Here is a 20,985-nt window from a genome sequence, read left to right on the forward strand (position 1 = left end):
TTTGACCCTCCCATCAGAACGCGTTCATGGTCGCTCTGCCGGTCCTGCAAAGCTAGAGGGATCTGCCAGAAGCAGGCCAAGAGTGAAAAGTCGCTGTGGCGGTTCTTTGCTGATATCCGAAGGGGCTTGTTGGAGATTATTATTCATCAGGGCTGGAGAATAGTCTCCAGTTTGCGGTGGTGAAACATGCCGGGCTCGTGGCGCGCGGGCGGATATCGTTATTGATTCAGGGGGCAGACGAAATGGGGACGGGTTCAGAGCCTCGGGGAGAAAAAGCCGTTTTCAGAGGTAGCGGGCGATGCTTCGGGCGATTTCGGCCAGAGCGTCAAGTTCCTCCCGGCTGAAGTTGGGGCCGGCTTTGGCGGGGTCGCTGCCCTTACGGCAGACCTGGATGACGCCCTTGACATCGCCCTCGATACTTAAGGGGGCGCTGATGATTTTCTGAATGGGCTCTGGTCTGCCGACCTGATCGTTGCTGAGACGGATCGATTCAAAGATAGAGGCATGCTGGGCCGAGGCGAAGCGGTTGTTGAGGTAGGGACGGTTGTCGCGGGCGGTCCGGGCGGCCAGAGAGTCACTGGAAGAGAGGGGGACGAAGCCGCTGCTGCGCAGTTTGAGCGGCCAGAGAAAGCAGAGGACGCTGGTTGCTCCGTCAAGGGTGAAAAGAGCGACTTCATCCGGTCTGACGTTGAAGGCTTTATGGACAGCCTGCACGACAAGTTCGATCCGGCCTTCACCGGCGGCGCGGGTGGCGAGACGATCTTCGAGGCGGTTGCAGAAGTCACTGGTTTTCATGGAGGGCAGTTTAGCGTATCGCGTGACGGGTGACAAGTGAAGGCCGGCCTGGATGGGGGCACGAGAGGGGACCGCACCATTTGATACCTGCCCTGACTGGTAGCCGTGCAAAAAAGCGGGAGGTTGAGAAATGGAGAAAGGTCCTGGCCGTCTGATATCAACAGAAATCCCGAGCCGGGCATCTCCTTTTGGGTCGGAAAGACGCGCGCTCGATATCTGTTCCTTTTATATTTAAAAGTTGCACAAATGTCAACTTTTGGTTTACATTTGTGCAACTTTTAAATATAAAATATGCACCGACGGGTGGGGTTTATTTCAAGAAAGTGCAAACATGTCAACTGACGGTTTACATTCGGGGGAAATATTAAAGAGGGCGCTTTTCGATTTGCCCTCGGGGATGCCCGTTACAACGAGGTATCTGAAGGAAGTGGGCATCTCCCGCCAGCTGGCGCATCGTTATGTCCAGTCCGGTTGGCTGCAACAGTTGGGCTATGGTTATTTCCTGCGGCCGGGAGATCACCTTACAGAAAAGGGGGTGGCAGCGGCCCTTCAGGCCAATGGCGTCAAGGTCCATATCGGTGGGAAAAGCGCCTTGGCATTGAAGGGGTTCAGCCATTTCCTCCGCCTGGGAGGAGAGACGCTGTATCTTTTCGGACGGGGGACAAGGACGCTTCCGAAGTGGTTACTGGCGCAGTTCAAGGTCAATCTTTCGAATGCGGCTCTTTTCAATGAATGGCAGGACCTGGAGGGGCGTCTTGGGGTTTCTCGTCTGGACCATGATCCGGAGGCTCCCTTCGCTTCAGAACCGGAACGCGCCGCGCTTGAGTTGTTGGATTTGATACCCAAACGGCAAACACTGGAGGAAGCCGGGTTCATACTGGAAGGACTTCAGGCTTTGCGGTCCGGGAAAATGACGGATCTTCTGAAGGCCTGCAGGAAAGTCAAGGTCAAAAGGCTTTTCTGGCACGTTGCCGAAGAGCTTGACCTGCCGGTTCTCAGGAAGGTGAACCCTGCCGAAATAGACTTCGGATCGAAGTCAGCGTATATCCTCCAAGGGGAAAACAATCTGGTGTTGAGGAATCCCAATGGATAGACGATACCGGGACACGGTTGCTCTTTTGCTCGACACCATTCCCTTTGTGTTTCGGCAAAAATGCTTTGCGATGAAAGGGGGAACGGCAATCAACCTGTTCTGCCGCAACATGCCCAGACTGTCGGTGGACATCGATCTGGTCTTCATTGATCCCGGGATGCCGAAAAGAGACGAGGCTCTCAAGGGGATTGAACAGAGTCTTGGGCAGGTTGCCGATGAGCTGGAAAGCAAATTGCGGCTCAAGGTGCAGAGAACTTCGTCAGGGTCGTCTCGGGAAACGAAACTCTATGTCGGCCGGGGAGACATCCGGGTCAAAATTGAAGTGAACCACGTTTTTCGTGGTTCCGTATATCCGGTGGTTGAAGGCAGCCTGGTCGCGGATGCCGAAGAGATGTTCGAGCGGGAGTTGAACGTTCCGATGCTTGACATCGACGAGCTGTACGCAAGCAAGCTGGTCGCGGCGCTTGATCGACAGCACCCCCGAGATCTTTTCGACATCATGCTTTTGAATGAAAACGGAGGAATCACACCTCGGATGGGTCGGGCGTTCGTTGTTTATCTGGCTGGACACAACAGGCCGATGCACGAGTTACTGCCGCCACAGCCCAAAGATTTTTCGGGTATCTACGAGAAAGAGTTCGTCGGGATGACGGTACGGGATGTTCGTACAGACGAGCTTGCGACAACGCGTGATCGCCTGTTCGAGGAGCTTCCGGCAGCGTTGGATGACGCTGAGCGAAAGTTTCTGAGGTCGGTCCATCGGTTGGAACCTGAATGGGAACTTCTGGATATTCCCGGTGTGGATTCCTTGCCCGCCCTGCAATGGAAATTGGTGAATCTCCGAAAACTGCAGAAAGACGACCCCGGCAAGTTCGATCAGATGCTGGGAGCACTGGAACATCGACTGAGGTTCTGATAATTCGGGATGCTGTGGCTGACACGATCGGAAGATAGTGTGATTGGTGTCTGTAAGCCCAGTGGTGATTGTCGATTTTTACGACAGCCGCCCCATGAAGTGTTCGTAGAGGCGGTTCCTGGTGTCCTCGCAAATTGAATTTGACAAAGGGTTCCGATGGTCATGCGGGAAAATTCCGGGGACGAAGTAGAATAGTGTCCCGTCCCCCTCTGTTCTCGGTCGTTCAGCGATGCATGCTGCGATGCGGTGCCCGTCTGGGGCTGTCGAAATAGCGACGACGCAATTCCTGACGACGCTGGTGTCGTTGTTCGGCAGGCAGTTTACGCATCTCGCGGATGTCCCGGCGCAACTGTTTGCGCTGGTCGGGAGGCAGCTCCTGCATGCGCCGGTAGAGTTTGCGCAATTTCTGCTGTTGGGCGGGCGGCAGTTTGCGGAAGTGTTCGTAGCGTTGGCGGAGCAGACGGCGTTTTTCCGGCGGTAGCTGACGGAAGCGCTGCAGTCGCTGACGAACCCGTTGCTGCTGTTCGGGAGAGAGCCGCTTGAAGGCCCGGTAGCGTTCACGCAATTGCTGGCGTTGCAGGGGAGACATCTGCTGCCAGCGTTTCAGGGCCTGCTGGAAAGCGGGATCGTTGCGTTGGACGGTGGTGGCGGAGTCCTGACCGGTGACCGGCACGGCTCGAGCGGCCGGAGAGCAGGTCAACAGTAGACAAGTCAGAAACAGGGCTATGATCGAAAACTGTTTCATTGAGCATCCTCCATGGCCGCGACCGTATCGAGATTTTCCAGCATGTCGAGCATTTCAAGTAATTCAAGTTGAGCGATCACGTCCTGGTCTTCCCTGGAAAGCTGAGGGTTGGTCTGTTGCTGATCTTGTGTTGCCGGCGGCTGATCATTGGAGTCGCTGCCGAGTGCTGTCGACGGCAGCAGCAGCGCCAGCAGGATTGAGAGTCCGGCCAGTCGGTTCATCCAAGGTCTCCCATTTCCTGAAGCAGGTCGAGATTTTCCAGCAGGTCAAGGTCATCGAGCATATCGAAATTCTGCAGCATATCGATATCAGCGAAAATCCGGCTGCTCTGCTGCTGCGGAGGCTGAGGTTGCGGCGTGATACCGGGACGCAGCAGAATCAGGGCCAGACCCAGAGCGGTTGCGCTGCTCAATGCCAGGCCCCAGGCCGGGATACGTGAACGTTTTCGCCTGCGGCCGGCGACAGACACGCGTTGCGTGAACTGCTGGCGTTCGAGGTTTGAAATCTCAAGGCGTCCGGTATCGGCAAGCCGCAGCACCCGGTTAAGATCTTCGAGTTCCTCCCGGCAGGCGGGGCAGGCGGCGAGGTGATCCGCAACCCGTTGGCGCTCGGTTTCTTCCAGCTCGTGATAATGGTAGAGAGTCAGACGTTCCGGTTGGCAGTCGGTTCGTTTCATGATCCGATCCTTTCCCGTAAATCATGAAGTTCTTCACGCAGGCTGGTGACCGCCCGGTGCAGGTGTGCCTTGACCGTTCCCTGGCTGAGTTGCAGGGTGTCGGCGATCTCCTGCAGCGACAGTCCTTCGTCGTGGCGCAGGGTGAAGACGGCGCGCTGCTGGGGTGAAAGTTGCTGCAGCGCGTGGCGTACCCGCTGTCCGGTCTCCATCGCCAGCAGGGTTTCCCCCGGGCCGGTTCCGGGATCGGGAGCGATATCGACCGGGTCGGCCTGTTCGCTGTCGGCGCTGCGGAAGAAAAAGATCTTCCGTTTCAGCTTTTCGCGGCGCAGATGGTCGATGGCCAGGCGTGACAGCGTGCGATAGAGCCAGGTCGAGAGGCTGCTGTCGCCGCGAAAGCTGCCGAGTGAGCGGTGCAGGCGCAGAAAGGCTTCCTGGGCCAGATCCTCGGCCTGGTCCCGGCTGCCGGTCATCCGCCAGCCGAGGTTGATCAACCTGGCGGCGTGGGTATCCACCAGACGGGCGAAACTCTCTTCATCGCCGGCGCGGGCCTGTTCCAGCAGGATCTGTTCGCTGCGTTCGACCATCGGTCGAGAGTAGCGGTCCGACGGCGGGCTGTCAACCGGAGCTGCTGTATCGTGCTTTTGCAAGTATCCGGTGTGCAAGAGCTTTTGAGAGATCTGGAGAGTACTCATCGTCGTTGGTGCTATCCGTTCCGTAACGGCCGGGTCATGGTTCGGGTTGGTTGTGACCGGTGGTCGGGTCGCTGCGGACGGTGACCACAGCCGGGACAGACGCGACCTTCACGTTGTTGCGGCGCATGGCAGATGGGGCAGCGTTTCATGGGACCTCCTCATTCGTCTTACTTCTTTGGACGCAGATCTTCAGAGAAGGTTTACAATTGACAGATTAAAATCAGCCCGTACACTTTGGATGGTTTTGTTGTCCCTGAATCAGTGAGTCCATTGCCTGCGAATAACACAAGCCATTGACCTGCCTGGACTTTCCAAAAATCACCGGCGAACCTGAGGGGGCGTTTCAGATTTTTGGAAATCACATTCAAGTCAAGCACTTGCACTCTTCATCAGGCATGAACTCACGGATTCAGGTTGTCGAAAAGGGACTGCCCCCGAACGGGAACAGTCCCTCTTGTCCCTTGGTGCAGGAGTTGAACAGATGAGTGAAGCAGATCAGCAATGGGATCTTTCCCCACTTTATAAAGGTCCGGATGACCCGGCCCTGGCGCAGGCACTGGCGGATGCCGCCGCTGTTGCCGAACAATTTCGTCGTGATTTTCGCGGTCGCATTGCCGCTGACAGTCTGTCCGCTGATCTGCTGGCTGCGGCGCTGCGTGGCTACCGGGAGTTGCAGCAGACCCTGCTGCTTCCCTACCTCTATGCCCAGCTGCTGTTTTCCGCCGACAGTGAACCGGACGCGCACAAGGCATTGATCGCAAGGGTGCGCGAGGCCTGGAGCGCGATCAGTGAAAAGACCCTCTTTTTCGAGCTGGAAATTCTGCGTATCGACGAGGAGCATTTCAGTCGACTGGTGAAGGATCCGGAGATTGCCGATTATCGGCACTATCTCGAACAACTGCGTGTTCATACACCCTACACGCTCAGCGAAGAGGTCGAGCAGGCGCTGAAGCGCAAGGATCTTTCCGGTCGCGAGGCGTTTGTTCAGTTGTTTGATGAGTTGAGTGCCGGGTTGCGTTTTTCCTTCCGTATGCCGGGAGAGGAGAATGAGCAGGAGGTGACCGGGGAGGAGCTGCTCAGCCTGCTCTACCATGCCGATCGGAGGGTTCGGGAAACAGCGTTCAGCACCTTTCTGCGGAAACATGCCGAACAGTCACTGGTGCTGACGTCCTGCTTCAATAATATCCTCCTCGATCACGGCAGGGAGGCGGAGCTGCGCGGTTATCCCGACCTGATGACGCCGACCCATCTTGCCAGTGAGACGGCGCCGGAAATGGTTGAGCGGATGATGGAGGTCAGCGAGCAGAATTATTCCCTGGCGCAGGACTATTTCGCACTCAAGAAGACGCTGCTCGGTTATGAGACGCTGAAGAATACCGATCTCTACGCGCCGGTCGGTGGGGAAGGGAGGCACTATTCCCTGGATGAGGCCCGTCGCAAGGTGCTGGATTCCTTTGGCGGTTTCTCACCGCGGCTGGCCGAGGCGGCGGCGGCCTTTTTCGACGAGCGGCGCATCGACCTGTTGCCGCGCCCCGGCAAGAGCGGTGGGGCGTTCTGCATGGGGATGATGCCGGGACAACTGCCGTATGTATTGACCAATTTCACCGGGACCCTGCGTGACGTTTCGACCCTGGCCCACGAACTGGGCCACGGCGTACACTACACCCTGTCGCAAAAGCAGCACCTGTTTCATTTCCACGCGCCGTTGCCCTTCGCGGAGACCGCCAGTGTGTTCGCTGAAATGCTGCTGACCCGTCATCTGTTGCAGCATGAGCGGGATCGGGAGACACGCATCGCCCTGCTGTGCGCCAAGATCGAAGACATTATCGCCACCACCTTCCGCCAGAATGTCCTGACCCGCTTTGAACTGGCGGCTCACCGGCAACGTGGCGAAGGGTTGCTTTCCGCCGATGACCTCTGCCGGCTCTGGTGGGATGAAAACAAGAAATTGTTCGGTGACAAGGTGGAGATGATCGAGCCTTATCGCTGGGGCTGGAGCTACATCAGCCATTTCATCCATGCCCGTTTCTACTGTTATTCCTATGTGTTCGGTGAACTGCTGACCCTGTCGCTCTACCAGCGCTACCTTGAAGAAGGTTCTCCGTTCGTACCGAAGTATCTTGATCTGCTCGCCAGCGGTGGAAGTGACCGGCCGCAGGCGCTGCTCGATCCCTTTGCCATAGACCTGGCCGACCCCGGCTTCTGGCAGAAGGGCTACGATGTGGTGCGCGGACTGCTGGATGAGCTGCGGGCCTTGTTGCGGGGAAGTCCCTGAATCAGTGAGCTTATCACCGACGAATAGCGCAAGCCATTGACCTGCCTGCACTTCCCAAAAATCACCGGCGAACCTATGGGTGCGCCTCAGATTTTTGAAAATCGCATTCAGGCCAAGCACTTGCACTCTTCATCCGGCATAAACCCACTGATTCAGGACGAGGTCCCCGACTGAGATTGTTCATGGGGGTGACCGGCAGCGTCACTTCGTTTGTCTTTGGCGGGCCGGAAACGGTCTGGAATCGCCTGCTGATTCCGTTTCCCGCTTTGATGACGCTTCGGCATGAAACTTTCATCCTGATAGGGATTTCAGCGGAAGGATTACAGCGTGGCAACCCTGACCTGCCCCCATTGCCGATTCAGCAAGGATGTGCCGGAGGAGAAACTCCCCGATCGGCCGTTGCGGCTGCGTTGCCGCAAGTGCGGCGGAAGTTTCCTGTTCGATCCCGGCGTTCTGGCGGTGAGGGAAGGATCCGCACCTTCAGGCTCCGGTGATCCCGTGGCGCCGGAACCGGTTCCCGCGTCATTTGAACTGCCGCCGGTGATCGATCTGTTTGCCCGCAGCTGGACCTTTTACCGGCGGCGGATCTGGCTGCTGCTCGGTATCTATCTGGTCACGATTCTGATGACAATGGTTCCGGCGGTCGGCGCCGGTGTCGTGATCGGGGTCAGTGCCGGGTTGGGAAACGGTCCCGGTATCGGCAGCCTGATCCTGGTCGGGGTTGCCATCCTGCTGGCCATGATGCTGATGCCCTGGGGCATGATCGCGATGATCTACGCGACGGTGGATGGTGAATTGGGGTTCAAGGCCAGTTTCGCCGCCGCCAGGGATCAATACTGGGCCTTCTGCTGGATGTTCAGCCTGCTGGCCTTTATTGTCTGCGGCGGCGGACTGTTGCTGATTGTTCCCGGGCTGCTGTTCGCGACCTGGTTCCTCTTCGCTCAGTACATCCTGGCGGCGGAGGGGGATCGCGGCATGGCTTCGCTGCTGAAGAGCCGCGAATACGTGCGCGGATATTTCTGGGCGGTGCTGTTGCGGTTGCTGGTGCTCTGGGTCAGCGCTTTTCTGCTGATGCTGGTGCTTGGTTGGATACCGCTGGTCGGCGACCTGCTGTCACTGTTCCTGTTTCCCTTCACCCTGGTCTACCAGTATTTCCTCTATTGCGACCTCCGCGAGGCTCCACGGGAAAAGGTTCCCTCCTTCTGGGAGACCGGCGCCAAACTTCGCTGGCCGGCGGTTGCCGCTCTCGGCTACCTGGTCCTGCCGGTCGCTTTCTGGATGATCGGCGGGATGAGTGCCCTGGACGGCTGGGTTCTTTCCTGGAAGATCGAACATGGCCTGGTGTCCCGATCCGTCCAGAGTTGGACCCCGCCGCCGGTGATCGAGGAAAAACTTGGCCAGGAGCCGCCCACCGCGGTCAGGATCAGTCGTCGGAAGATGCGTCGGCTGCTTAAACAGAAGCGTATCGAAGCGCCTCCGGGTGGGGTCAGCGTCGGCCCGGCGGCTCTGCTTGCCGACCGGTTCTGGGATGGAGGCAGCACGCCTCATCTCTGGCTCAAGGTCAGGCTGGCCGATTTGCCGAACCTGGCTCTGGTTCGTGACCGGGCCGTAAGCATCAGTATCGACCGGGTGACAGATGGCGATGGTGCCGACCGTTATGACGCGACCAGCATGTTTGAGAAGGAGTTCTTTCGGCGGGTGACCCTGCAGGCTTCTTCTCCCGATGCCGGTTACCTGGAAGGAACAAGGGATGTCTATTTGCGCAGGGGAACCGATGAGGAGGATCTGCGCGGTATCAGCGGCACGCTTCACCTGAAGCTGCCTGTCGGAATTGAGGTGGTTGACCTGACGCCGTCGATGATGGGCCGGGACTACACCGTCGCCGGGCATGATATCAGCTACAAAAAGCTTGAAGGGCCAGCCGTAACTCTCGCACTGTCCGATATCGACAATCTGTTGCAGGTGGTCGGTTACAATGCCGCGGGCAAGCCCCTGGCCACCGGCGGCGGCCATTCCAGTGAGCAGGATGGCCGTGTCACCCGAACCTGGTTGTTCCAGGGCGATGTTTTCAGTGTGCGCCTCTATGTCGCCCGAACTCTGGTAAAGAAGAATTATCCATTCAGGTTGAAGTTGCCGGAACCCTGAACCAGGCCCCCCTGTTTCGCCGATGGTTTTTCGGTTATACTTGAACCTGAATCAGTGAGCCCCTTGTCGGCGAACTTCACCTGTCGCAACTGCGGGGCCTATGCCGGCATAGCGGCCGGACTCTGCAATCCCGAACCGTTTTAAGACCCTGTTCCCCGGTTTTTACCAGCGTCTGCCACCATAACCGAAGTTGTTGAAGCAGATACTTACGGAGCGATCGGACCAGCAGATCGTTCCGCCGTAAGAGGATCCCGGGTAACCGTAATAACGGTTATAATAACCGTAGCCCCGCTCATCGTGGCGGTAGCTGTGACGATAGCTGTCATAGCGGCGCTGATGGCGGTTATACCGATCATCCCGGGGCTGGTGGCGCGGGGTGTAAAGGTGTTTCCCCCCGCTGCGGGAATGACCGAAGTAGCCGCCATGGCCGCCTTGGCGTGAATCGGCCAGTTGCAGGATGTTCGCGTTTTCCGGAGCCGGGGTGTGCTGCCGTTCGCGGGTGCTGCCGCTTCCCGCCCATGCGATTCCCGCCATCGCCGGCAGCAGGCCGAGCAAGAGAAATAAATGTTTCATCGTTTCACCTCGTACCCATTATAGCCCGGATGTCCGGTTCGCTGCCGGATCGACCGTGAGGAGATGTCCCATTGATTAGATTGATAACAATTTTAGTCATCTGCCTTTTCCCCACCCTGCTCTTTGCCGCCGGCCCCCCGCGAATCTGGTTCGATCAGGGACATGGGCAACGATTCGCTGTCGACCGGCCGGGGCCGTTGCAGCTGACCGGATTCGCCCGGTTGCTGGTCGCGCAGGGAGGCCGGATTGAAACCGGCCGGCAATCCCTTGACAGCGGTATGCTCGAACAGGTGGACGTGCTGGTTCTTTCCGGGGCGTTTAAACCCTACAGCAGTCAAGAAATCGATGCCGTCGAAAGGTTCCTGCGTGGCGGTGGCCGGTTGGCGGTGATGCTGCATATTGCTCCTCCCTTCGGTGACCTGCTCTACCGGCTGGGAGTCGATTTTTCCAACGGGGTGATTCGCGAGCGGGACCAGGTGCTGAACGGCGACCCGCTCAACTTCCGGGTTACTGATTTCGCCGACCATCCCCTGACCCGCGGGTTGCAGGGCTTCAACCTCTACGGTGGCTGGGCCCTGATCAACACGGATCCGCGGGCACGGATCATTGCCCGGACCGGGCCGGAAGCCTGGGTCGATCTGAACCGTGACCTGCGTCTCAACGGAAATGACGCGGTGCAGAGCTTCGGCGTGGTGGTGGTCGGAGAATCGGGAAAGGGGGCGTTTGTTGTTTTTGCCGATGACGCGATTTTCCAGAACCGGTTTCTGCCTGAAAACAGGCAGTTGGCTGACAACCTTGTCCGCTGGCTGCTCAATCGTTCCCTGCCGCAGTTGGCTTTGAAACCTGAATCAGTGGGTCCCTTGTTGGCGGACAGCACAAGTCACTGATCTGCCTGAGCTTCCCAAAAATCACCAGCGAACCTATGGGTGCGCTTCAGATTTTTGGAAATCCCATTCAGACCAAGCACTTGCACTCTCCATCCAACAGGAACTCACTGATTCAGGTGAAAGGTAAACCCTGATGCGCCGCTTTCTGCTCTTTCTGCTCTGCGGCCTGCTGCTTCCGGGGCCGCTGTCGGCGGCGACCGGGAATCACCTGGTCGGGCAGAAGAGTCCCTACCTGCAGCAGCACGCCCAAAATCCGGTTGACTGGTACCCCTGGGGAGAGGAGGCCTTTGAGCGCGCCCGGCGGGAGAACAAGCTGATTTTTCTCTCCATCGGCTATTCGACCTGTCACTGGTGTCATGTCATGGCCCACGAGAGTTTCGAGGATCAGCAGGTGGCGGCCTTGCTCAATGCCGATTTTGTCGCCATCAAGGTGGACCGTGAAGAACGTCCCGATATCGACCAGGTCTACATGCAGGTTACCGTGGCCCTGACCGGCAGCGGCGGCTGGCCGCTGACCGTCATCCTCACGCCGGAAAAGGTGCCGGTCTACGCCGGAACCTATTTCCCCAAAGAATCCCGTTACGGCCGTCCCGGTCTGCTCGATCTGCTGCCGCAGATCGCCGCGCGCTGGCGGCAGCATCCGGAACATATCCGCGACAGTGGACGGCAGCTGCTGGAGCGACTCAATCGGCCGCGGGGAACGGCTGTTACGGATCTCGGCGAGGAGCTGTTCGAACGGGCCGATACCAGTTTCAAGAGCAGTTTCGATGCCCGTTACGGTGGTTTCGGCCAGGCGCCGAAGTTTCCCCGCCCCCATGGATTGACCTATCTGCTGCGCCGCTACCGGCAAACCGGCGACGAACGACTGCTCAGTATCGTGACGACCACCCTGGACGCCATGCGCCGCGGCGGCATCTATGACCAGCTTGGAGGAGGTTTTCACCGCTACAGCACCGATCGCGAATGGCTGGTGCCGCACTTTGAAAAAATGCTTTACGACCAGGCCGGGCTGGCCCTGGCCTATCTTGAGGCCTGGCAGGTGACAGGTCGGCAGCGTTATGCCGATACAGTGCGCGAGATTCTCGACTACCTGCTGCGTGACATGCGCGACCCGGAAGGTGGTTTCTACGCCGCCGAGGATGCTGACAGCGAGGGGGTTGAGGGCAAGTTCTATCTCTGGCGCCTGGCGGAGGTGAAGAAGGTGTTGGGTGCGGAGGACGCTGTTTTCTTCGCCGCCGCCTACGGGATCGCGCCGGAGGGCAATTTTGCCGCCGATATCCGTGGTGAACAGCCGGGGATGAATATTCTTCACCTGGCCCGGTCCCTGCCCTCCCTGGCCGTCGAGCACAAGATGACGGAAGCACAGCTGCGGGCACGGCTGGCCGCCGACCGGGCCGAGCTGTTGGCCGCGCGTGATCGAAGGGTCCGGCCGCAACGGGATGACAAGGTGCTCAGCGCCTGGAACGGATTGGTGATCTCCGCTTTTGCCCGCGCCGGCCGGGTTCTCGATGCCCCGGTCTACCTGCGCACGGCGCAGCGGACTGCCGATTTTATCCAGCGGATGCGTGACCGGCAGGGGCGCCTGTTGCGGCGCTGGCGGGAAGGGGACGCCGCGATCCCGGCTTTCGCCGAGGATTACGCTTTTCTCGCCCGCGGCCTGCTCGATCTCTACCGGGCCGATTTTGATCCGCGCCGGCTGCGGCAGGCAACGGCCCTGGCCCAGCAGCTGCTGGACCGCTTCCGTGCCGCCGGGGGCGGCTTTTATGATACCGCGGATGATGCCGAACAGCTGGTTTCCCGGCCGCAGTCACTCTTCGACGGGGCCCTCCCTTCTGCCAACAGTGTCGCCCTGGAGGTGCTCGCCCGCCTCTACCTGCTGACCGGAGACGACCATTGGGAACGGGCGGCGCGAAAACTGCTCGCGCGCTTCTCCGCTGAGGTGTCCGACTCTCCGACCCGTTATGCCCAGCTGCTGCAGGGGGCGATGCTGCTGCTGCAGCCGACCCGCCAGGTGGTGCTGGTCGGCCCGCCCGAAGCGGAGACCACCGGGCAGCTGCTTGACATTCTCCAGCATCGTTACCTTCCCGAAACCAGCCTGTTGCTGCTGCCTCCCGGGCAGTCGGCCCTGCTCGCGGACCTTGCGCCGCACAGTGCCGGGATGCGGATGCTCGGCGGCAGGCCGACGGTCTACATCTGCCGCGATTTCAGTTGTCAGAAACCGCTTACCGATCCGGCGGAAGTCGCGGCGCGATTGGCAAAACCTCCCGTTGCCGGTCGTCCCTGAAACCCAAATCCACCGGCAATTTCGGGATTCGGCTGACGTTACGGATGAATCTGCTTCGTTGCCTTCACCGATTCGTTGCTCAACGTAGCTCGGCTACGTTTCCGCCCGAATCGGCACGGCGCCTCGTATCTCCACCCGTCCCGCCACCCTCGGTCCGCAAAACAGCCGGTGGATTTGGGTGAAACGCATCTGATTTACAGCCGTCGGGGGCCGGAGAGATCTTTCCCGCCGCAGGCCGTGCCGATCCCGCGCAACAGTCCGTTGAAAACGAAATGGTGAAAGGGATAGACCGCCCACCAGTAGGCAAGACCGGAAAGACCGCGCGGCAGAAACCGGGCGTTCTGAACCACCCGGGTGCCGTTTTCGCCCGGTTGCAGCAGGAATTCGAGCGTGGCTTCTCCGGGCAGCTTCATTTCAGCGACCAGCAACAGCCGCCGGGGATGTTGCTGGTCGGCAACCCGCCAGAAGTCGAGGGCGTCACCGATGAGCAGGGTGTCGGGATCGCGCCGACCGCGGCGAAGTCCGGGGCCGCCGACCAATTTGTCCAGCAGCCCGCGCAGCCGCCAGAGAGGATTGCAGGCATACCAGCCGGTTTCGCCGCCCAGGCGGATGATGGCCTGCCAGACGCGGTCGATATCTGCTTTGACGACCAGTTCGCGGCGGTCGCTGAACAACGTGCCGCCGGCCCAGGATGGATCATCGGGGTCGCCCCATTCGGCCGGCGGGATGGGACCGGCATCAGTCCAGGAACTTTCCACCTGGCTGCCGCGCAGACGCTCCAGAGCCAGGCGGATAGCGGTCCGGGCATCGAACAGCGGTTGTGGAACCAGATCCTGCAACCGCAGATCGTGGCAGATGGACGGTGTTGACAGGCTTTCCACCAGGGGGCGGGCGAGGGCGGCGGGAACGGGCGTGATCAGCTGTATCCAGCAGGCGGAGCAGCGGGGGGAACAGATCGGCAGCGGCAGGATCAGGCGGCGTACAAGGCCGGCCTCTTCGGCGTAAATACGCATCAGGCGCCGGTAGTTGAGAACCTCGGTGCCGCCGATATCATAGCTTTGACCGATGGTTTCGGGATGATCGAGACAACCGACCAGATAGCCGAGAACATTGCGGATACCGATCGGTTGACAGGGGCTGTCAACCCAGTTCGGTGTGGCCATAACCGGTAGCCGGTCGACCAGGTAGCGGAGGATTTCAAACGAGACGCTGCCTGAGCCGATGATCATCGAGGTTCGTAGAACTGTGGTCGGTACCCGGCCGGCCCGCAGGATACGGATGACCTCGGCGCGGGCGGCGAGTTGGGAGTCGAGGTCGGCCTCTTCCTCTCCGAGCCCGGCCAGGTAGATGATCCGCTTGAGACCTCCTGCTTCGGCGGCGGCAATGAAATTCCAGGCTCCTCTGCGTTCAACGGCAGCGTTCTTCGTTGACGGACTCATCGCCGGAACAAGGTAGTAACAGGCTCGACAACCCAGGGCGGCGTTGCGCAGGGACTCACCGTCGAGCAGATCACCGCGTTCGATCTGCAGCAGCGGATGGGTGCCCCAGGCCCGGTTGGCGATTTTGGTCGGATTCCGCGCCAGGGCTCTGACCGGATAACCGGCTTCCAGCAGTCGCGGCACCAGGCGACCGCCGACATAACCGCCTGCGCCGAGAACCAGGATGGGCTGTCGGTCGTTCATGCTCCCATTATCTCATGCCGAGAGACGGGGGCAAGCGCGGACCTGAATGAGCTATCGGGGCGGCTGCAGGGGGAGATCGACAATGGCGCGGGTTCCGCGGCCGGGGGAGCTGTCGAAACGCAACTGTCCACCATGTTCCTTGACCAGTTGCCAGCAGATGCTCAGGCCGAGACCGGTTCCCTCGCCTTCGGGCTTGGTGGTGAAGAAGGGAGAGCAGAGATGCGGCAGGTTCTCGGCGGCAATGCCGACGCCGGCATCTTCAATCCTGAACTGCAGCAGCTCTCTCTGTCGGCGGATAAGGACGCGGATTCGTTTGGCTTTGTCCGGCAGTGGGAAACGGGCGTTGAGGGCATGGCGGGCGTTGCTGAGCAGGTTGAAGAGAACATGTTCCAGTTTTTGCGGCTGGGCCAGAATCAGCGGGGCTTCCGGTTCGGTCTTGATCTCGACGTGAATGCCCTCGTTCCGCATCTGGGTTTCGACCAGCAGCAGGACATCCCGGACCAGGTCCCGGGGATCGATCAGCTGCAGTTGATCGTCCGGCTCGCGGCTGAAGCCCAGCAGGCCGGAAACGATACGGGCGATCCGCTCCCCTTCCGACAGCATCCGTTCGGGGATTTCCGGGTGTTGCCGCAGGACCTCGGGGTTGTCCTTGAGGATCTGGGCGAAATTGATGATGCCGTTCAGAGGATTGTTGATTTCATGGGCGATACCGGCGGACAGTTCTCCGATCGCGGCCAATTGTCCGGCCCGCAGGTGATTGATGCGTCGGTTGAAATTTCGACTGGTGTCACTGATGTTGAGGATGACCCGTTCAACCCGTCCCTCGTCATTACGGATAGGATAACAGCGGAAATGGAGCTGGCGTCCATCCTGGTCGAGAAGCTCCCGTTCCTGGAAAACCCCCTCTTCAATGCAGGGTTGTACCGGGCAGTCGGTACAGACCGCATGTCGGTAGATGGCGCCGTGACAGACCTGGCCCGGCTGCAGCGGCTCGTCGAGCTGCAGCAGTGACATCACGTGACGGTTGCTCCAGAGGATTTTGCCGTCGAGGTCGAACAGCACCAGGCCGTCAGGGACCGCTTCCAGTTGAGCCGTCAGCAGGCGTTTTTCCTCTTCACTCTGCTGCAGAGCGAGGCGGGCTTTCCTGCGCCGGGTCACATCGATGCCGAGGACCATCACCAGTGGAGAGCCATCGCTGTCGGCAAAGGGGATTTCGTGGATTTCGAAGAAGGCATCCTTGTCTTTGTCATGCAGATCCCATTTGCGCGCCCGGCCGTTGTCAAAGACCTTGAAGGTGGAACAGTCGTCACAGGGGGTGTCACGGTCGTGGATGATCCGGTAGCAGGGGGCGCCCCGGTAGGAGCCGAAGTTGTCGATGAATGTCCGGTTGGCGAAGGGGATTGAGTAGTCCGGAGCCTGCAGGTAGACCAGAGCCGGAAGCTGGTCGAGAACCTTATAGAATCGGTCGCGTTCAAGGGAGAGCTGTTTGCGGCAGGGATGCGGCCTCCGGTGGTTGGGCTGTAGATCAGCCGGGAGATGAATGTCCGTGGTGGCGGCATTCTTCAGAGTGGCTTCATACACGGTCAGCTGGGTACGAAGCCGTTCGATTTCTGCGCGTAGTTCCTCCTTTGTTTTTCGCTCCATTATTTCCCCTGAAGGAACAGTCATGCTGACCCAGCGTGTTCGTTGTCAGGGAATCAGCAAGTAAGGGGCTCTTCAATCGATATGAATCTACACCATTTCAGGCCCGAATATAGATCGCTAAAGTCTAGCCTCCGACCGGGTAAAGTCAAGCGGGTCAACCTGTCAGAAATGAGGGGTTGGCCGGCTTGACTTCAGTTCGGCAGGTCACTTCTCCGGCGGCTGGAGCGGTCGATCTCCGGTTCGATTTCCGTCCGGTACCTGATCATGAACTCATGCAGGTCATGATCGCTCAACTCCAGGGTCGCCTCGGGAAGTTCAAGATGGTGGTGACGTTGCTCGGCCAGCAGGGCATAGAGGTGTTCGGCAGCGAAGCGATTGGCGTGACAGTAGGAAAGGATCAGGGTGATCGGGTCATCAACGATGCGTTGTCCCATAACCGACCTCCTCGGGTTGCCCCCCCTTTTCTTACAGTGTATACGGTATGATAATGATCTGCCAATCGGTCGCCGGTTTTTTCTGCCGGCAACACAAAAAGGCCCGCCGAATCGGGCGGGCCTTTTTGTGTTGCAAGGGAGGAGAGGTGTTGCTAAAAGCCGTGGTGGCTGAGGAATCGTGTCCAGTGCAGCCGTCTGCGCGACCGCGATGAGAAGCTGACCGGACAGCTTCCCGATGAGTCGGCATTGACGCGCCTGAAAAGTTTTCGGGCGATGCGGTTCAGATAAAACATGGCATCCTTCTGTCCCTGAATCGGATTGTTGTGTGAATGTGGCGCAAACTTAAGGCCTGTTTGCGGTGTCGTCAACCCCCTTTTGGGGCTATAAAAACGTTTTAAATCAAAATGTTGTCGATCATACCTGCGATTTGCGGCGCCGGCGGGCGCAGAGTGGAAATTATTTTTTCTTTATGTTTCGTTCTGAAACAGTGTCATGTTCTTCGGCCTCTTGCGTGACCGGGCAGGAGCGGGTACCTTAGGTCAAGGCCATGCAGAGGGGCGGGACCCGTGGCCGGGGAAAGGATAGCGCATGGAAAAGCAAGCAGCCAAACGGTCCGTTCAAGGTATTGCCGGACTCTACAGTCGCAATGAGCTGAAAAAATTTCTTTCCGGTTACCTGCTGCTGATGGCGGTGGTCGAGGGCTTCATCTTCTTCGTCTGCTGGATCAGTTACCTGAGTCGCGGGCAGATGTTTTTCCCCTGGAAGGCTTACATCCTCGCATCCTTCCTTACTCCGGTCGCCATCACGTTTCTGCTGGGGGTGATTGTCTATGGCTTCAACCGCTACCTGTTCGCCCGTGACGAGACCTTTCCCGCGGCCGGAACGGTGTCCGACACGGAACGACAGCCGAACCGTTTTGACGAGGTGATGCGCAGCCTGCGCCAGGTTCCCTTCCTGGTGGCCTTGCTGCTGCTGGTGCTGGCCGGCGGCATTATCTACAAGCTGGATGCGATTGTCGGCTATGTTGCCGACGCCGGGGCGCAGGCGGCAAACTATCTCTTTATCCTGCTGGCCGTGGTTCTCGGGGTGGCGGCCCTGGTAAGCCTGGTATGGATGGTCCTCAGCTACCGGTTGCGCTGCCGACGTCTCGACCTGCTGCACAAGTACCGCATGGAGATGCTGGAGCAGACCGGCATGGTGCTGCTGGAGGATGAGACGGTCATCGACCGCGATGGGCGGGTGGTGGAATATCCCGTCGGAGTCGGCACTCATCCGTCAAGGCGCGGTGATGACCTGGCTGTTCTGCCGGCCCTGCCCGGACGAAAGAGGGACGGGGAAAACTGAGCCGTCGCGGGAGCCCGGAAGGGGTTCTCCCGCCCGTGGCTCTTCACAACCTTCGGGACGGCCTTGTCCCGGTTTATTCCATTCCAAAATCAAAATTGAAAACCGAAGTATTCGGCAGCGGATTTTCCTTCTGCAGGGCATTCAGGACCTGCTTGCCGCGGGGAGAGAAGGCGCCGAGGTGACTCAGGTCGACGGTCAGGCGTCGGATCCCGAGAGCCGCCAGGTCCTGCTGACGGTCGAGCAGGGAAAAGTCAGTTTCGCTGCTGAGGATGCTGACCCCGGAGCGCTGCTGGACACGGAAACGGTCGCCGCGGTCGGAGGAGATGCCGCCTTCTTTCTGCAGGTTCTTGAGCGGGATGCGACTGGTCAGCAGGGGGACGCTGGCGTAGACGGTCAGGTCGAGGGGCAGGCCGGTCGGGCGGCTGAAGAGGTCTGCCAGGTTGTCGCGGTCGTCCTCGATATAAGCCATGCCCCCGCTCAGGCCGAGTTCCCGCCAGGCCAGGGCCGCCTGGCTGTTGAGAATGAAGAGCCGGTAGCTGCCTTCGAGTTCGGCTTCGGGATAATCGTCGAAGAGTGGAAAGTGCCCGAGGTTGCCGAGTCGGAAGCGGCGGAACCCCTGTTCGTACAGGGTTCTGATCAGATCCTCCGTCTGTTGCCACTGGTCGTCAAGCAGGAGGAAAGGGAGATCCCAGACGATACGTTCCGTCTGGCGCCCCCAGCGGCCAGCCTGCTGCACGCCCTGAATGTTGCCGGCGGAGAGAGGTAGCAGCACCCGGTCGATGCCGTCCCGGGCCAGGATCTGCAGATCCCGGGCGTTGCCGAGGCCGAGGGTTGTCCGCCGCTCCTGTCCTGCCGGTTCCCCGCAGGCGAGCAGGGACCGGCGGGCCCGCTGCCGGGCGGAACTGTCGCGGTTTTGCCGCCGGAAGGAAAGCTGTTGCGCCAGCTGGGCATAGAATTCCCGCCGGATCTGTTTCAACCGGCTGGGTGGGATCACCACCGGCGGCAGTTTGCGGCAGGTCAACTGCTCAAGCCGAAATCCGCTGCTGCCGGTCTGGGAAAAAGCGGCCCGCAGAGTTTCCCGGCTGAGCGGGTTGTCTTTTGCCGGGAAGGTCTCGACCTCGAAACGCGCGGTATGTTCGATTCCGGCCAGCTCGGCGGTCAGTTGCAGGCTGTGGTTGTCCGGCATCAGGATCCGCAGGATGAGCGCTGTCGGCTCAGTGGAAATCCGGTCCAGTCGTTTGCGGCAGGCGGCTTCGCTGAGGGTGAAGGCCTGTCGGGACGAGACCTTGAAAACTGCGTCGCCGACCTGAAAACGGTCGGCAAAGGGGGTCGGGACATTGACCTGACTGCCGGCCGCCGCCTGTTTGACCGGTCGTTTGCCGAGCTGAAGGGTGCGGACGGTGAACGCGGTTCCGGGGCGGTCGCTGGCCGGCTGGACGCGCAACCGGTCTCCGGCCTGCAGCAGATCGCGGGTTTTGAAGCCGATCTGGCGACCACGGACCTGAGAAATGTTTCCCAGCCAGCGGCCGGTGGCGCCGCGCAGGTTGGGCGAGACGATGTCAACCGGAGCCGGCCCGGTGAGAAAACCTCTGGTCGGCGGTCGGCCGAAGGCTTCCTTGAGCAGCAGTTTGGCTTCCTTGAGAGCGTCCTGACGGTGGTTGTGGTCGGCGTCGAGAACCATGCGGTAGGCGCTGACCACGTTGTGAACGTACTCGGCGCTCTTCATCCGGCCCTCGATTTTCAGCGAGCAGATGCCGGCGGCGATCAGCTCCGGCAGCAGGTCGATGGCCGAGAGATCGTTGGGAGAGAAGAAATAGCCGTCCTTGCCGCGTTGGCGGTAGCGGCGTCGGCAGGGCTGGGTGCAGCGGCCGCGGTTGCCGCTCTGGCCGCCGAGAAAGGATGAAAAATAGCACTGGCCGGAGAAGGAGAAGCAAAGCGCGCCGTGGATGAAGTGTTCCAGCTCAAGATGGGTTTGACGGCGGATCGCGGTGATTTCGTCGAGGGTCAGTTCGCGTGCCAGCACCCCGCGGGCGAAGCCCATCCGTTCGAGCATTTTCACCCCGGCGGCGTTATGGACGGTCATCTGTGTCGAAGCGTGCAGCTCCAGCTTGGGAAAGTGTTCGCGGGCCAGCTTCCAGACCGCGAGATCCTGCAGGATCAGTCCGTCGACACCGATCTGGTCGAGAGTGGCCAGGGTGTCGACCAGTTCAGGCAGTTCCCGCTCCTTGACCAGGGTGTTGAGGGTGACGTAGAGCCTGCGTCCGGCCGCGTGCTGGGCGGCGGACATCTTCTCCAGATCGGTGACGTTGAAGTTCTTCGCCTTGGCACGAGCTGAAAAGGCCTTGAGCCCGCAGTAGACGGCATCGGCACCGGCCTCGGCGGCGGCGAAAAAGGCTTCGAGGCTGCCGGCCGGGGCGAGCAGCTCGGGGCGGGTAGGGGAGGGTGACTTTCGGTCGGTCATGGAAGGCCTGATTTTGGGCTGCCAAGAGCGCCAAGAAGGTCAAAAACTCATTTAACGGAGAGACGGAGAGGGGCTGAGGCAGAGAGAAAATCTTTGGGGTTTTAAAACCAAAAACTGCCTTTGATTTTCTCTGCACCCTCTCTCTCAGCGACTCTCCGTTAAAAAAGGTTTTCTTGGCGGCAAGCTTGTAGTGACGAAAAAACCGGACGTTCCCGCCCGGTTTTGTTTGAGTCAAGGTAGCACAGCCTGCCGGGGGCGGGCAAGCGAGGGTGTTAAAAATCAGGGTCCCCAGGCTGAGCAAAAATGTCCAGATGCAAGGCGTCCGCACCCCCGCGGAAT

At 59.7% G+C, this 20,985-nt stretch carries 17 protein-coding genes; 7 read left to right on the forward strand and 10 right to left on the reverse strand.

What is annotated here, in order from left to right; genetic code table 11:
- Nucleotides 1–282: 282 nt before the first annotated feature.
- Nucleotides 283–795 (reverse strand): GAF domain-containing protein, encoded by a 513-nt coding sequence (locus C2E25_RS00090; protein ID WP_103113782.1) that lies wholly within the window; start codon nucleotides 793–795, stop codon nucleotides 283–285.
- 331 nt (nucleotides 796–1,126) lie between these two features.
- Between C2E25_RS00090 and C2E25_RS00095 the strand changes: the two genes are divergently transcribed.
- Together C2E25_RS00095 and C2E25_RS00100 are read left to right on the forward strand one after the other, a co-directional pair.
- Nucleotides 1,127–1,888, forward strand: coding sequence for an AbiEi antitoxin N-terminal domain-containing protein (locus C2E25_RS00095; protein WP_103113783.1), 762 nt, complete (start codon nucleotides 1,127–1,129; stop codon nucleotides 1,886–1,888).
- A gap of 25 nt (nucleotides 1,889–1,913) precedes the next feature.
- On the forward strand, nucleotides 1,914–2,804 hold the full coding sequence (locus C2E25_RS00100) for a nucleotidyl transferase AbiEii/AbiGii toxin family protein (RefSeq protein WP_199177335.1): 891 nt from the start codon (nucleotides 1,914–1,916) through the stop codon (nucleotides 2,802–2,804).
- Nucleotides 2,805–3,027: 223 nt separating this feature from the next.
- Here the strand turns inward: C2E25_RS00100 and C2E25_RS00105 are convergent, their stop codons facing one another.
- From C2E25_RS00105 to C2E25_RS00120, 4 genes are read right to left on the reverse strand one after another with little or no spacing between them, the layout of a single operon-like run.
- Nucleotides 3,028–3,549: a DUF3106 domain-containing protein gene (locus tag C2E25_RS00105; protein ID WP_103113785.1), complete on the reverse strand. Its 522-nt coding sequence runs from the start codon at nucleotides 3,547–3,549 to the stop codon at nucleotides 3,028–3,030.
- Nucleotides 3,546–3,770, reverse strand: a complete 225-nt coding sequence (locus C2E25_RS00110; protein WP_103113786.1) for a hypothetical protein — start codon at nucleotides 3,768–3,770, stop codon at nucleotides 3,546–3,548. Before C2E25_RS00110 ends, C2E25_RS00105 begins: the two co-directional genes overlap by 4 nt.
- Nucleotides 3,767–4,225, reverse strand: coding sequence for an anti-sigma factor family protein (locus C2E25_RS00115; protein ID WP_103113787.1), 459 nt, complete (start codon nucleotides 4,223–4,225; stop codon nucleotides 3,767–3,769). Before C2E25_RS00115 ends, C2E25_RS00110 begins: the two co-directional genes overlap by 4 nt.
- Nucleotides 4,222–4,872: an RNA polymerase sigma factor gene (locus C2E25_RS00120; RefSeq protein ID WP_233189289.1), complete on the reverse strand. Its 651-nt coding sequence runs from the start codon at nucleotides 4,870–4,872 to the stop codon at nucleotides 4,222–4,224. The genes C2E25_RS00115 and C2E25_RS00120 overlap by 4 nt, the downstream gene beginning before the upstream one ends.
- A 526-nt stretch (nucleotides 4,873–5,398) precedes the next feature.
- Between C2E25_RS00120 and C2E25_RS00125 the strand changes: the two genes are divergently transcribed.
- Both C2E25_RS00125 and C2E25_RS00130 read left to right on the forward strand, forming a co-directional pair.
- Complete coding sequence (locus C2E25_RS00125; RefSeq protein WP_103113789.1) at nucleotides 5,399–7,192, forward strand: M3 family oligoendopeptidase; 1,794 nt, start codon at nucleotides 5,399–5,401, stop codon at nucleotides 7,190–7,192.
- A 327-nt stretch (nucleotides 7,193–7,519) separates the two neighbouring features.
- Nucleotides 7,520–9,337 (forward strand): zinc-ribbon domain-containing protein, encoded by a 1,818-nt coding sequence (locus C2E25_RS00130; RefSeq protein ID WP_103113790.1) that lies wholly within the window; start codon nucleotides 7,520–7,522, stop codon nucleotides 9,335–9,337.
- Nucleotides 9,338–9,499: 162 nt separating this feature from the next.
- Here C2E25_RS00130 and C2E25_RS00135 read toward each other — a convergent pair whose 3' ends face one another.
- Nucleotides 9,500–9,910, reverse strand: a complete 411-nt coding sequence (locus C2E25_RS00135; RefSeq protein WP_103113791.1) for a hypothetical protein — start codon at nucleotides 9,908–9,910, stop codon at nucleotides 9,500–9,502.
- 71 nt (nucleotides 9,911–9,981) lie between these two features.
- Here C2E25_RS00135 and C2E25_RS17220 point away from each other — a divergent pair, with 71 nt between their 5' ends.
- On the forward strand, nucleotides 9,982–10,797 hold the full coding sequence (locus C2E25_RS17220; protein WP_146032864.1) for a DUF4350 domain-containing protein: 816 nt from the start codon (nucleotides 9,982–9,984) through the stop codon (nucleotides 10,795–10,797).
- A gap of 133 nt (nucleotides 10,798–10,930) precedes the next feature.
- Nucleotides 10,931–13,081, forward strand: coding sequence for a thioredoxin domain-containing protein (locus tag C2E25_RS00150; protein ID WP_103113794.1), 2,151 nt, complete (start codon nucleotides 10,931–10,933; stop codon nucleotides 13,079–13,081).
- 194 nt (nucleotides 13,082–13,275) lie between these two features.
- On the opposite strand, the gene C2E25_RS00155 is transcribed toward C2E25_RS00150, so the two are convergent.
- From C2E25_RS00155 to C2E25_RS00165, 3 genes are all read right to left on the reverse strand, one after another.
- Nucleotides 13,276–14,763, reverse strand: coding sequence for an SDR family oxidoreductase (locus C2E25_RS00155; RefSeq protein ID WP_103113795.1), 1,488 nt, complete (start codon nucleotides 14,761–14,763; stop codon nucleotides 13,276–13,278).
- A 51-nt stretch (nucleotides 14,764–14,814) separates the two neighbouring features.
- Nucleotides 14,815–16,407, reverse strand: a complete 1,593-nt coding sequence (locus tag C2E25_RS00160) for an ATP-binding protein (protein ID WP_158247069.1) — start codon at nucleotides 16,405–16,407, stop codon at nucleotides 14,815–14,817.
- A 191-nt stretch (nucleotides 16,408–16,598) separates the two neighbouring features.
- Nucleotides 16,599–16,841 (reverse strand): hypothetical protein, encoded by a 243-nt coding sequence (locus C2E25_RS00165; RefSeq protein ID WP_103113797.1) that lies wholly within the window; start codon nucleotides 16,839–16,841, stop codon nucleotides 16,599–16,601.
- Between the two features lie 588 nt (nucleotides 16,842–17,429).
- Between C2E25_RS00165 and C2E25_RS00170 the strand changes: the two genes are divergently transcribed.
- Nucleotides 17,430–18,185: a hypothetical protein gene (locus C2E25_RS00170; protein ID WP_103113798.1), complete on the forward strand. Its 756-nt coding sequence runs from the start codon at nucleotides 17,430–17,432 to the stop codon at nucleotides 18,183–18,185.
- Nucleotides 18,186–18,258: 73 nt separating this feature from the next.
- Here the strand turns inward: C2E25_RS00170 and C2E25_RS00175 are convergent, their stop codons facing one another.
- Nucleotides 18,259–20,646 (reverse strand): DUF3656 domain-containing U32 family peptidase, encoded by a 2,388-nt coding sequence (locus tag C2E25_RS00175; RefSeq protein ID WP_103113799.1) that lies wholly within the window; start codon nucleotides 20,644–20,646, stop codon nucleotides 18,259–18,261.
- Between the last annotated feature and the right edge of the window lie 339 nt (nucleotides 20,647–20,985).

It is taken from the genome of Geothermobacter hydrogeniphilus (assembly GCF_002898515.1).
Lineage (GTDB): Bacteria > Desulfobacterota > Desulfuromonadia > Desulfuromonadales > Geothermobacteraceae > Geothermobacter_A.

Bases quoted from the DNA above. Each gene is read 5' to 3' on its own strand.
- C2E25_RS00090 (WP_103113782.1), bottom strand. From the start codon at position 795: ATGAAAACCAGTGACTTCTGCAACCGCCTCGAAGATCGTCTCGCCACC.
- C2E25_RS00095 (WP_103113783.1), top strand. From the start codon at position 1,127: ATGTCAACTGACGGTTTACATTCGGGGGAAATATTAAAGAGGGCGCTT.
- C2E25_RS00125 (WP_103113789.1), top strand. From the start codon at position 5,399: ATGAGTGAAGCAGATCAGCAATGGGATCTTTCCCCACTTTATAAAGGT.
- C2E25_RS00105 (WP_103113785.1), bottom strand. From the start codon at position 3,549: ATGAAACAGTTTTCGATCATAGCCCTGTTTCTGACTTGTCTACTGTTG.
- C2E25_RS00160 (WP_158247069.1), bottom strand. From the start codon at position 16,407: ATGGAGCGAAAAACAAAGGAGGAACTACGCGCAGAAATCGAACGGCTT.
- C2E25_RS00135 (WP_103113791.1), bottom strand. From the start codon at position 9,910: ATGAAACATTTATTTCTCTTGCTCGGCCTGCTGCCGGCGATGGCGGGA.
- C2E25_RS00150 (WP_103113794.1), top strand. From the start codon at position 10,931: ATGCGCCGCTTTCTGCTCTTTCTGCTCTGCGGCCTGCTGCTTCCGGGG.
- C2E25_RS00115 (WP_103113787.1), bottom strand. From the start codon at position 4,225: ATGAAACGAACCGACTGCCAACCGGAACGTCTGACTCTCTACCATTAT.
- C2E25_RS00175 (WP_103113799.1), bottom strand. From the start codon at position 20,646: ATGACCGACCGAAAGTCACCCTCCCCTACCCGCCCCGAGCTGCTCGCC.
- C2E25_RS00170 (WP_103113798.1), top strand. From the start codon at position 17,430: ATGGAAAAGCAAGCAGCCAAACGGTCCGTTCAAGGTATTGCCGGACTC.
- C2E25_RS00155 (WP_103113795.1), bottom strand. From the start codon at position 14,763: ATGAACGACCGACAGCCCATCCTGGTTCTCGGCGCAGGCGGTTATGTC.
- C2E25_RS00110 (WP_103113786.1), bottom strand. From the start codon at position 3,770: ATGAACCGACTGGCCGGACTCTCAATCCTGCTGGCGCTGCTGCTGCCG.
- C2E25_RS00165 (WP_103113797.1), bottom strand. From the start codon at position 16,841: ATGGGACAACGCATCGTTGATGACCCGATCACCCTGATCCTTTCCTAC.